The 11,542-nt window shown below is 36.7% G+C and carries 9 protein-coding genes; 5 read left to right on the plus strand and 4 right to left on the minus strand.

Annotated elements, in window-relative coordinates; translation table 11 throughout:
* Positions 1-2 precede the first annotated feature (2 nt).
* Both ACJRPK_RS05280 and hemL read left to right on the plus strand, forming a co-directional pair.
* Positions 3-845 carry a glucosaminidase domain-containing protein gene (locus ACJRPK_RS05280; protein ID WP_407138777.1) on the plus strand — a complete coding sequence of 281 codons (843 nt, stop codon included), beginning with the start codon at positions 3-5 and terminating at the stop codon, positions 843-845.
* A gap of 9 nt (positions 846-854) precedes the next feature.
* Positions 855-2,141 (plus strand): glutamate-1-semialdehyde 2,1-aminomutase, encoded by a 1,287-nt coding sequence (gene hemL / locus ACJRPK_RS05285; RefSeq protein ID WP_407138779.1) that lies wholly within the window; start codon positions 855-857, stop codon positions 2,139-2,141.
* A gap of 75 nt (positions 2,142-2,216) precedes the next feature.
* Here the strand turns inward: hemL and ACJRPK_RS05290 are convergent, their stop codons facing one another.
* Positions 2,217-2,816: an SPOR domain-containing protein gene (locus tag ACJRPK_RS05290; protein WP_407138781.1), complete on the minus strand. Its 600-nt coding sequence runs from the start codon at positions 2,814-2,816 to the stop codon at positions 2,217-2,219.
* A gap of 160 nt (positions 2,817-2,976) precedes the next feature.
* Positions 2,977-4,668, minus strand: a complete 1,692-nt coding sequence (gene lysS, locus ACJRPK_RS05295; RefSeq protein ID WP_148781411.1) for a lysine--tRNA ligase — start codon at positions 4,666-4,668, stop codon at positions 2,977-2,979.
* Between the two features lie 195 nt (positions 4,669-4,863).
* Here lysS and ACJRPK_RS05300 point away from each other — a divergent pair, with 195 nt between their 5' ends.
* Both ACJRPK_RS05300 and lipB read left to right on the plus strand, forming a co-directional pair.
* The gene (locus ACJRPK_RS05300; protein WP_148781412.1) at positions 4,864-5,022 is read left to right on the plus strand and encodes a YqaE/Pmp3 family membrane protein; all 159 of its coding nucleotides are present in this window, start codon (positions 4,864-4,866) and stop codon (positions 5,020-5,022) included.
* An 18-nt stretch (positions 5,023-5,040) separates the two neighbouring features.
* Complete coding sequence (gene lipB, locus ACJRPK_RS05305) at positions 5,041-5,745, plus strand: lipoyl(octanoyl) transferase LipB (protein ID WP_407138784.1); 705 nt, start codon at positions 5,041-5,043, stop codon at positions 5,743-5,745.
* A gap of 65 nt (positions 5,746-5,810) precedes the next feature.
* On the opposite strand, the gene ACJRPK_RS05310 is transcribed toward lipB, so the two are convergent.
* Positions 5,811-8,276: a hypothetical protein gene (locus ACJRPK_RS05310; protein ID WP_407138786.1), complete on the minus strand. Its 2,466-nt coding sequence runs from the start codon at positions 8,274-8,276 to the stop codon at positions 5,811-5,813.
* A gap of 109 nt (positions 8,277-8,385) precedes the next feature.
* The gene (locus tag ACJRPK_RS05315; RefSeq protein WP_148781415.1) at positions 8,386-8,988 is read right to left on the minus strand and encodes a ribonuclease HII; all 603 of its coding nucleotides are present in this window, start codon (positions 8,986-8,988) and stop codon (positions 8,386-8,388) included.
* A 123-nt stretch (positions 8,989-9,111) separates the two neighbouring features.
* Here ACJRPK_RS05315 and ACJRPK_RS05320 point away from each other — a divergent pair, with 123 nt between their 5' ends.
* Positions 9,112-11,091 carry a putative porin gene (locus tag ACJRPK_RS05320; RefSeq protein ID WP_407138788.1) on the plus strand — a complete coding sequence of 660 codons (1,980 nt, stop codon included), beginning with the start codon at positions 9,112-9,114 and terminating at the stop codon, positions 11,089-11,091.
* Positions 11,092-11,542: the final 451 nt, after the last annotated feature.

Consider the following 11,542-nt stretch of genomic DNA (forward strand, 5'->3'; position numbering starts at 1 on the left):
AAATGAAGAAGATTGTTTTGCTAATTTTTAGTGTTGCATTCATAATGGCCTGTGGTAGTAAGCGTAAGGCGGTAACTACTACTCATAGAGAAATACCCGTCAAGCGAAAAGTCATTATTCCGCAGAAAAGACAAGCAGCTAAAAAGACTATACTTGTAAAACCTGTACCTCCACCTCCGGTTTCTTACAAAGATCGTGTACAAAATTATATTTATGAATACGCCAATATCGCAAAACATGAAATGAAAGCGTACGGAATTCCGGCAAGTATCACACTGGCTCAGGGGATTTTGGAATCAGGAGCCGGTTATGGAGAGCTTACACAAAAAGCCAATAATCATTTTGGTATAAAATGTCATGATTGGGAGGGAGATCGCGTATATCATGATGATGATTTATCTCAAGAATGTTTTAGAAAATATGAAGAGGCCAACCTTTCTTTTAGAGATCATTCTCTGTTTTTAAAACATCGTAAGCGATATGCTAAATTATTTACCTTCGCTCCAGATGATTATAAGTCTTGGGCATATGGACTGAAAGCAGCTGGTTATGCTACAGATAAAAAATATCCTGCCAAATTAATCAGTATTATAGAACGCTATCAACTCTTTGTTTACGATCGAGAACACTCGTCCGCGCCACAAGCACAAGCAGTATTGAATGCTTATCTCAACAACAATATTGCTGAGAGCTATGTGGTTAAGAAAGGAGATACCTTATATTCCATCGCAAGAAAGTATAAGCTTTCGGTTACAGAATTAAAGAAATTAAATAACCTCAAGGATAATACGATTGCTATCGGGCAGTTATTAAAAACATCCGATGAAAGTACAAATGAATTTTAGTAAAAGAATATGATATATAAAAGAAGTAGCGCACTGTTTGCCGAAGCACAAAAAGTAATACCTGGAGGAGTCAATTCTCCGGTTAGAGCATTTAAAGCCGTGGGTGGAGATCCTATTTTTGTAACACGCGCTCAGGGAGCATATTTATATGACGCTGATGGGAACCGATTGATCGATTATATTAACTCATGGGGGCCAATGATATTGGGGCATGCCTATGCTCCAGTTGTAGAGGCTGTTGTCGAAACTGCTAAAAAAGGAACCAGTTTTGGGATGCCTACTGAGATTGAAACCAAAATTGCAGAATTAGCGGTTTCTATGGTGCCAAATATCGATAAAATACGATTTGTCAATAGTGGAACGGAGGCCTGTATGAGCGCTGTTCGCTTAGCCAGAGGATATACTAAAAGAGAAAAAATCATCAAATTTGCAGGATGTTATCACGGCCATAGTGATTCATTCTTAATCCAAGCGGGCAGCGGAGCGGTAACTTTTGGAACACCAAACAGTCCGGGAGTAACAACGGGTACTGCAAAAGATACATTACTGGCAAAATATAATGATATTGAGGATATAAAGCATCTGGTGCAAGCTAATGAGGGAGAGGTAGCGTGTATTATTATTGAACCTGTGGCGGGTAATATGGGGTGTATTCCTCCTAAGTCTGGATTTTTAGAAGGATTACGCGAAATCTGTGACGCTAATGATATTTTGTTGATTTTTGACGAAGTAATGACTGGTTTTCGCTTGGCTAAGGGAGGCGTACAGGAATTGCTGAATGTACGTGCGGATATAGTGACCTTTGGAAAAGTGATAGGTGGCGGTTTACCAGTGGGAGCTTTTGCTGCGCGAAATGAAATTATGGATTACTTGGCTCCAATAGGTCCGGTATATCAAGCAGGAACCCTGAGTGGTAATCCATTAGCCATGGCAGCAGGATTAACCATGCTACAAGAGTTGAACGATAATGCAACAATTTTTGATAGTCTTGCCAAAAAGACTAAGTATTTGCATGATGGCATGCATAAAGTATTAAAAGAAAATAATGTAGTTCATACTATCAACCGAATCGGTTCTATGATTTCTGTGCACTTTCATCAGGATGAGGTGATAGATTTTGAAACTGCGGCAAATGGAAATAACGACACCTTCAAGAAGTTTTTTCATGCACTTTTGGATCAGGGCATATATATTGCACCGAGTGCTTTTGAAACCTGGTTTCTAACCGATGCCTTAACGTATCATGATTTGGATGAAACCATTTCGGCAATCGCCAAAGCAGCAAAAATTTTATAGATAAGAGTTAAAAAAAACAAGGGAGTTCTCTGCAGAACTCCCTTGTTTTTTATTTGCAAATATCTTAATTTCAAATTACCAGGCCTCTTCTATTTTTACTCGCTCATCATTTTGATAGGAAGCGATAAAAGCGTCTCTAAAGCCCATACGAACTAATTCTTTTCTAAAGCGTTTAGCTTCTTCTAAAGTTTTAAAATTACCTAAAGCATATTTGTTATAAGATCCCGCTCGAATTTCCCTGAAATTTGAGAAACCATCTGAATATAATGAAAGGTCTTTTTTCTCAAAAGCACCAATTTGGACAGCATACACAGTTTCTCCGCTTAAGGATTCACCGGTTTGCTGAAAATCTCCGTTTTCATATTTAGCAAGTAAGGCGCTATTACTTTCTTCCAGAGTATTAACCTTTTCTTGCAATGTTTCAATTTTTTTGTCATGAACGCTTTTGGCAATCATACTACTATTATTGCTAAAAGTCATAAAATAGATCGTTCCGGCAACGCCGAGTAGCGCCAGGATACCTAGAATTATAGTAGCTATTTTAAATTTACTTGCGGCTTCTTTTTCATCACGCAAAACTTTGTTATGAGTGTAGTCGGCCACCCGTTTTTGCTCTTTCGCTTGATCGAGTTGTTCTTGTAATTCTTGCAACTCTTCTTCAGTTAAATATGGCATAATAGATTGGTTTTAACGTTTCAAATATAGATTATTATTATTTCCCGTAAAAATTTAATGGTTATAACTCAATTGTAAACCATTTGTACCTCAGTATTCAATAATAAAAAAAGTGCACTCTTTAAGAGTGCACTTAGAATATGTAATAGTAAGAAAGATTTTATTCAGCTAGTTCCACAACTACTTGTTCTTCCATCTTAGTTACTTTGACCAATTTTAATTTTGATAATCCCTTTATCCCTTTGTCCCATCCTTTGTTGCTTAACTGCGAAGCTGCTTTCAGATCTTCAATAACCATCTCCTTTTGGAGTTTTATCACATCAAAAATAGCTTTTTCATTATCATTTAAATCAAGAGGTTTCTTTTCAGGACGCATTTGAGGAAAAAATAAAACTTCTTGGATGGATTGATTATTGGTTAGATACATAATCAGGCGATCCATTCCTATACCCATTCCTGATGTTGGAGGCATACCATATTCAAGAGCTCTTAAAAAATCCTGATCGATAAACATAGCTTCATCATCGCCTTTTTCACTAAGTTGTAACTGTTCTTCGAATCGCGCTCGCTGATCTATAGGATCATTAAGCTCAGAATATGCATTTGCTATTTCTTTACCACAAACCATTAATTCAAAACGCTCTGTGAGTTCAGGATTATCCCGATGTTCCTTACACAACGGACTCATTTCTTTTGGGTAATCCGTAATAAAAGTTGGTTGGATATAATTTCCTTCACACTTTTCACCAAAAATTTCGTCAATAAGCTTTCCTTTACCCATGGTTTCATCAACAGCGATCCCCATGCCTTTGGCTGCCTCTCTAATTTCATCTTCAGTCTTATTGGTGATATCGAAACCAGTGAAATGTTTAATAGAATCGGTCATGGTTACTCGTGCATACGGTGTCTTGAAATCGATTTCATGCTTTCCAAAAGTGGCATTCGTAGTTCCATTTACAGCTATCGCACAATGCTCAACCAAGTTTTCTGTAAACTCCATCATCCAGTTGTAGTCTTTGTAAGCCACATAGATTTCCATAGCAGTAAACTCTGGATTATGAGTACGATCCATACCTTCATTTCTGAAGTTTTTTGAAAACTCATATACTCCGTCAAAACCACCAACGATCAGACGTTTAAGATACAATTCATTAGCGATTCTTAGATATAATGGAATATCCAATGCGTTATGATGTGTTATAAAAGGTCGTGCCGACGCTCCACCTGGAATAGGCTGAAGTATCGGAGTTTCAACTTCAAAATACCCCTTGGTGTTAAAAAACTCACGCATCGCATTAAAAAGCTTGGTTCTTTTAACAAAGACATCTTTAACAGAAGGATTTACGATCAAGTCAACATAACGCTGACGGTAACGTAACTCGGGATCAGAGAAGGCATCATGAATTTTACCATCAGCATCTGTTCTAGGTTGTGGCAGAGGTTTTAAAGTCTTACTTAAGATTTTAAAATCCTTAACCAACACGGTTTTCTCTCCCACTTGCGTTTTAAAAAGTTCACCTTCAACACCAATAAAATCTCCGATATCTAAAAGTTTTTTGTAGATCTCATTGTATTTCGTTTTGTCTTCACCGGTGCAGATCTCATCACGATTAAAATAAACTTGTATACGACCATCAGCATCTTGAAGCTCTGCAAAAGAAGCTTTACCTTGAATACGTCGCGACATGAGTCTCCCTGCAATTATAACCTTTTTACCTTCTTCAAAATCTTTTTTAATTGATGTTGAGGTCTGATCAACCGGATATAACGCAGCAGGATAAGGATCTATTCCCATCCCTCGTAACGCTTTCAATTTCTCTCTTCTTACGAGTTCTTGTTCTGATAGTTGCATAATTGTGCCATTTTAAGCGTGCAAAGATACAAAGTATGCAGTAATCTTTCAATCACTTTGACCAGAGTTCTTTAGTTTTAAATAATGAAAAAAATGAATCAACATTTTTACGAGCGTCATTTGGTGTAACAAATCTTTATAGACTGCGTCTAAAAGGTACAAGATTTAAGTTGTACCTTTGAAATTATAAAAAGCATGAGTTTTTGGAGAGTTTTATTAGCCATTGTTTTTCCACCCCTTTCGGTATTGGATAAAGGCTGTGGATCAGTGTTAATTGTTTTGTTGTTAACTATTTGCGGGTGGATCCCCGGAGTAATTGCAGCATTAGTAATATTAAACAATCCAAAATCATAGCATGAATATAATGCGTAGATGAAGAACACGACTGTTGAACTGCAAGAATTGGGGTTGAAAGATTATGCCGTCACTTGGGCATATCAAGAAAAATTATTTAAAGAAATTTTAGACTTAAAAATTAAAAATCGCCGGGAGGATTTATCGCTTCCAACACCTAATTATTTTCTTTTTGTAGAGCATCCACATGTATATACACTTGGTAAAAGTGGAGACATGGAAAATCTGTTGCTTAATGAGAAGCAACTTGAAGAAAAGGGGGCTACTTTCTATAAAATTAATAGAGGTGGAGATATCACATATCACGGACCCGGACAAATTGTTGGATATCCGATTCTTGACTTAGATAATTTTTTTACTGATATTCATAAATACCTCCGTTTGTTAGAGGAAATGATCATCTTGACCTTAGCTGAGTATGGAATTAAAGGTACTAGAAGTGAAGGAGAGACAGGTGTTTGGCTGGACGTAGGGACACCATTTGCCCGTAAGATTTGTGCAATGGGTGTTCGTGCAAGTCGATGGGTTACGATGCATGGTTTTGCATTTAATGTAAATGCAGATCTTGGATACTTTGATAATATAATACCCTGTGGAATAAGAGGTAAAGCAGTAACTTCACTCAATGTTGAATTAGGGCAGGAATATGTTGATGTAGCAATCGTAAAACAGAAATTACGTAAGCACTTTACGGCATTATTCGAATCAAATTTTATAGAATAAGAAGTGTCGATATAGTTAAAAAGACTATACTCTTGCATTTTTGGGATAGAGCAGCCTGCATCTTTCTAATTCATTTGATAGAGCAGCAAACTATTATCTTCGCCTTGTACCACAATTTCCAAAGAAGCGTCCTTATCCATATTCCCCATTTCTATTTGTGAAATTCCGTAGATAGGAAAATTTTTAATCGGATCACCATTGCTATCATACAAAAACACCTTTTTTGTTTGAATATCAGTAACAGAAATATAGATTTTATCGTTTATATAAAAAAGTTGCGGAGCTGTATACACTCCAAAATCCAGAGATATAGTTTTATCTTTTATTTTGAGCTGGTTGTCTGAGAGGGTTACGAGTGTTTTATTAGTAGCAACCAGTGAACTTGATGATTCAAGTTTTGTAGCATAAGTTACGTTTCCTTTTTGGTCGATTTGTACCAATCTGCCATCGGCATCAAGCGTAATAAAAGCGTCCTTATATTTATACCACAAATTGTTAGTGAATTTGATCAATTCTTTTACTTGTAATCTGGATTTGCCAAGGCGATCAAGAATGTTAAGTTTACCGCCTTTTTCAGCGATTAAAATATAATCTTTGGTGCCTATTCGAATATGTTGAGGTGTTTGGCGCACAGGATCTTTTGTTTTTCTAAATCTAAAACCACCTACTACATCACCTTTTGCATTATACATCGTAATCTTGTTTCCTTGAGTGATGACAATTCGATATCGTTTGCTTTTATCATAGTCAAACAACGCTAGTGGTAGTGTAATCTCATCAGTAAAAGATTTTGGATACGGAGACACAGCGTTGCCATCACGATCAATTAGATATACAGTATTGGCAGTATTTGCTAATAGTTGATATCTGCCATTTTTATAAATGTCGATCTGTTGTACATCTCCGAGGATAGGTCCGTCCAGTTGTTTCTTCCAAAATACTGTTCCTTTTGATGAAATGAGATATAAGGTATTAGTGATATCTTGTACCGCGATATCCAATCCTTTTGTTCTGTGATTTTTGACTAATACCGGACGGGTTAGTAATTTGTTTGACAAAGTGGTTGCCGCGACTTGTGTCACGGAAGAAACTGAACCCTTTGCAATATGTTTTTGAAATATATGATGCTGGTGCGCAAAATCCTTTTCTTTTATTATTTGCGTTACAAAAAGCTTATATTCAGACGAAGTAACAGAACTCCATATATTAGTTTGATTACTGCTGTTTTGTTCCTGAAGCTTTTTAATATATTGTTGAACATCGTGTACAGCGAGTATAGATGAGGCTTCAGAAAGTTTTTCTAAAGCAGTAATATAGTAGTCTTGATCAGAAAGCACGGATTGACTTTGAATGTTCGCAATCATGAGTCGTAACGCTTCAATTGAAGATGATAGGACAATAAAATCTCCATAAATGAAATAAAGTGAAGTGTCAATAGCCGGTACCAAAGGTTTTAGGATACCAGATAACGCTTTTGGATTATCATACCTGTAAATATCAATATCCCGATACGTTTCAGCGCGTTCTCCTAGTAGTACTTCCTGTGCTGTTGTCGAGTTTATGGTGGTTAAGGTAACAACCTTTTCTTTATTGAGTGTAATAACTCCGATCTCCGAAGTGGTATTCAAGATATCGTCCAAATCGGTAGCGATATCCCGTATGTCTCTTTCCTGAGCGATCGCAAGATTTCTCTTCAGCGTAGTATAATCGTCAAAGGTGTACGAAACAAAGTTTGCGGCACTGAGCGGTGTAATTTTAGCAATAAGATTTTCTTGAGCAATAGTGTTGTCAAAAATACCAATAGTACTAGTCAAAGAGTCGCGTTCGACAGCTATACCATCTAGATGAATGGCATCTTGTTCAATAGAAGTGTCCAGCGAGATCCAGCCGCTAAAGTTTTTAATAAGATTTGCGGGCTGGTCACCTAACAGGTTTTCCAACAAATGATTCAGTTTTTTTCCGTTTAACAATACTGACATGGGTTGTGCATCATCAGTAATCTCATAAGCTTTTTTCAGGTCTTCGGATATATTTTTAGACCTATTAGTCGTGCGTATTGTATTTTCGATAAGTAATTGAGATGAAGAAGCTATAAGGACACTATCTTGTTGAACTGCGTAAAAAGTAGACGTGGGCGAAGTAACCTTATGGATCTCGCGACCAGAATAGGTGAGTTTTTCTATACTCTTATTTGTAATCGAGTCGGTTGAAAGTAATACATCGTGTAGTGAAGTGATATATGTATATTCAAACTTATTTTTTCCTAACGGAGAAAAGCAGAGAAGACTAGAAGATGAAATGGATTCTTTAGTTACTGGTAAAGCCTTAAAATAATTTACTAAAGCAAAGGAATCATTAGCTTTTAGAAATGAGTTATTAAGAAGCTTGCTTTTAGCCTGCTCAAGATCATTGATTTTAATGACAACCTGAGCATTTGCCGGAATGTACTCTAGCAATGAGTGATAGGTAGCAGATTGTTTTGTACAGGAAAATATAAGTAACGAAATAAAAACAACAACTAGTTTCTTCATAGAATGCGATGGTTTGTCAATAAAATTCAAAACGTTTGCCTCAGGTACTTAAACGTTATTAAAAAGGATCTGAGTATTGATAAATGTTAATTATAATTTTCAAATATAATTATTTGAAATCTAGTGCAAACTGTTCAGGCAATAATCTGAAACTTTTACGATGATATTTTGTTATTCCATATTTTCTGATAGCTTCACGATGCTCTTTGGTTGGGTACCCTTTATTCTTTTTCCAATTATACATCGGATACTCCTCATGTATATTTTCCATGAACTCATCTCGATACGTTTTTGCAAGTATTGAAGCTGCCGCAATATGTAGATATTTACCATCGCCCTTAATTATGCAAGAGTGAGGGATATCTTTAAACGACTTGAATCGGTTGCCATCAACCGCAATATGCTCAGGTAAAGGGGTAAGCTTATCAATAGACCGCTGCATAGCGGTAATCGAGGCATTTAATATATTGATAGTATCGATTTCCTCCATAAAAACGTGGGTGACGCCATAGCTCAGACAACTTTGTTCCAATAAGCTTCGTAGCTCCTTCCGTGTAACAGCAGATACCTTTTTAGAGTCATTAAGCAAATCGTTGGCAAAGTCTTTTGGTAGAATAACTGCAGCAGCGGTTACAGGTCCTGCAAGACATCCGCGGCCTGCCTCATCGGTACCACATTCTATTAAGTCGGGATGTAATTGATGTGCTAGCATTGCACGAAGATACACCAAGGAATTAAAATCGAAAATAAAATTAGAAAGACTTGATTTTTCAAAATACCGTAATGCTATTCCAATTCACCAAAAAAGTATATTTTTGCCTTAGTTAGCAATCCTATGAAAAGATATTTGTTATTCGTATTCCTATTACTTTTGACCTCTGTAGTACAAGCACAGAAAAAGAAAGTAAATAATTTGAACAGCTCAGATAACCAGGAAACATCAGACTCCTCACGCAAATCATTGCGAACTAAAAAAAAGGAAAAAGAAAAGCCTCCAATTACAGATTATAAAATTATTAGTGTATCCAATGATACCACCTTTGTGGATACTACATTAACCATTCAAAAAGATTATCAATTTGATTATTTGCGACAAGATACTTTTGAATTACTACCCGTAAATAATGTAGGACAATCCTATACGAGTTTGGCTAAACAGGTTGAATACCCACATGCGTTGCCCTTATTTGGAGCCAGAGCAAGACATTTTAATTACATGGAAGTTGAGGATATCAATTATTATCATGTTCCCACACCCTTAACTGAACTTTATTTTAAAACTACCTTTGAACAAGGTCAGCAGTTGGATGCATTTTTTACAGTAAATACATCGCCTAATCTTAACCTCTCAATAGCTTATAAAGGAGTGAGATCCTTGGGTAAGTATCAACATGCACTAACAAGTTCAGGTAATTTTAGATCGACTGCTTCTTATAGTACTCCAAATAAGCGTTACAGTTTAAAAGCTCATTTTGTAGCTCAAGATTTAATGAATGAGGAGAATGGCGGGTTGTCAGAAGATGGATTGGCTCAGTATTTAAATACCGGAGAGTTTATTGGACAAGAAGATGAATTTAATGATCGTGGCGCGATTGAAGTAAATTTTGAAGATGCCGAGAATACATTATTAGGTAAACGATTTTATTTAGATCATCAGATTCAACTATCAAACATGTCTGATAGTGTTGCTGCAACATTCAAAATTGGACATCGTATGGATCTTACCGATAAGTCATACGAATTTATTCAAACGTCACCTAACACTATTTTTGGAGAATCGTATGTGACCAGTGGAGTAAGAGATAAGGTGGCATTTGAAAGTTTTAGCAATCAACTGTATGGAGATTTGTCCTTACGCGGAATTGGAAATTTGTTAGTTAAGACGGAAATCGTGAACTATAATTATGGTTACAACACGTTACTTACAAAAATAAACGCCTCAGGAGATGCAATTATGATTCCTAATCGTATTAAAGGAGATGCCGTTATTGCAGGGGGAACATACCAAAGTGATTTTGGCAAGTTTAATCTGTTTGCCGATGTAGAAACCATAGTTTCTGGTGACTTTGATGGATATATGTACCGTGCCGGAATGCGATTTGACATCACGCCCAACGATGTTGTGGAGTTGGTGGGGGCCAAAGAGGAAGTAGCACCTAACTATAATTTTCTGCTTTATCAAAGTGATTACGTAAATTATAATTGGTTTAATTCTTTTGAGAATACCGCAACAGACGAAATTGTCTTCAAATTGAAATCAGCGAAGACCTTAGATATTTCAGCCAGTTACCGCAAAATAAGTAACTACACCTATTTTGGAAGTGATGAAGATGGGTTTGTGAAGCCATTTCAATCTGCAGACCCTATTGAGGTCATGATGGTAAAAGCATCCAAAAATATTGTAGTGGGTAAGTTTGGGTTGGATAACACATTATTGTATCAAAACGTCGAACAAGATGAGGAGATATATAAGGTGCCGGATTTCGTTACCCGCAACACCTTGTACTATCAAGACCATTGGTTTAAAAAAGCTTTATTTCTTCAAACCGGGGTTACCTTTAAGTATTTTACATCCTTTCAGGCAGATGCCTACGATCCGGTCTTAGCAGAATTCTATGTGCAGAACCAACAGGAGATTGGAGGTTTTCCGCAGTTTGATATCTTCTTTAATGCTAAGGTTAGACAAACACGCATATTCTTTAAGTTTGAAAATATAGGGGAGGCCTTTAGCCAAAATAACGAATTCTCTACACCTGGATATCCTACCCGAGATGCAGTGCTGCGCTTTGGCATTGTATGGAACTTCTTTTTATAGATTATTATTGATGGCCCCAATTCGGGCTATTTGTTACAATTCCTCGCTTTGGGCTGCGGGATTTCCACGCCTATCCCGGGTGCAGGAGGTTGAGTGAAGTAGAAGATTTGAGTCTTATATATAGGAGTAGGGCAGGAAAAAGTCACCGAGGAGCAGGGGGTTTAAAAAACCTTCAGATTTAACACTAAGATAACCAAAGCGTTACAAAAAAGTTAAAACATTTTACAGAAAAAGGCTTGAGAAACTGCAAAAGGGTTGTATGTTTGCACCCGCAAAACGGGCTAACTGTTGAGTGGAAGTTCATAGAAAGTATAGGGCGATAAAGTTGAGTTATAGGGAGGTTAAAATTTCTTTAAAAAAAAACTTCAAAAAAAGCTTTTCAGAATAAAAAAGGGTTGTATGTTTGCACCCCCGCAAAACAGGGTTACTTGTTAGTGGTTATGTTCATAGA

This window comes from Aquimarina sp. 2-A2 (genome assembly GCF_045505135.1).
In the GTDB taxonomy this organism is placed as follows: Bacteria; Bacteroidota; Bacteroidia; order Flavobacteriales; family Flavobacteriaceae; genus Aquimarina; species Aquimarina intermedia.

Excerpts from the sequence above, each read along its gene's own strand:
- ACJRPK_RS05320 (WP_407138788.1), top strand. The coding sequence starts at position 9,112 with ATGAAAAGATATTTGTTATTCGTATTCCTATTACTTTTGACCTCTGTA.
- lipB (WP_407138784.1), top strand. The coding sequence starts at position 5,041 with ATGAAGAACACGACTGTTGAACTGCAAGAATTGGGGTTGAAAGATTAT.
- ACJRPK_RS05290 (WP_407138781.1), bottom strand. The coding sequence starts at position 2,816 with ATGCCATATTTAACTGAAGAAGAGTTGCAAGAATTACAAGAACAACTC.
- ACJRPK_RS05300 (WP_148781412.1), top strand. The coding sequence starts at position 4,864 with ATGAGTTTTTGGAGAGTTTTATTAGCCATTGTTTTTCCACCCCTTTCG.
- lysS (WP_148781411.1), bottom strand. The coding sequence starts at position 4,668 with ATGCAACTATCAGAACAAGAACTCGTAAGAAGAGAGAAATTGAAAGCG.
- ACJRPK_RS05280 (WP_407138777.1), top strand. The coding sequence starts at position 3 with ATGAAGAAGATTGTTTTGCTAATTTTTAGTGTTGCATTCATAATGGCC.
- ACJRPK_RS05310 (WP_407138786.1), bottom strand. The coding sequence starts at position 8,276 with ATGAAGAAACTAGTTGTTGTTTTTATTTCGTTACTTATATTTTCCTGT.
- ACJRPK_RS05315 (WP_148781415.1), bottom strand. The coding sequence starts at position 8,988 with ATGCTAGCACATCAATTACATCCCGACTTAATAGAATGTGGTACCGAT.
- hemL (WP_407138779.1), top strand. The coding sequence starts at position 855 with ATGATATATAAAAGAAGTAGCGCACTGTTTGCCGAAGCACAAAAAGTA.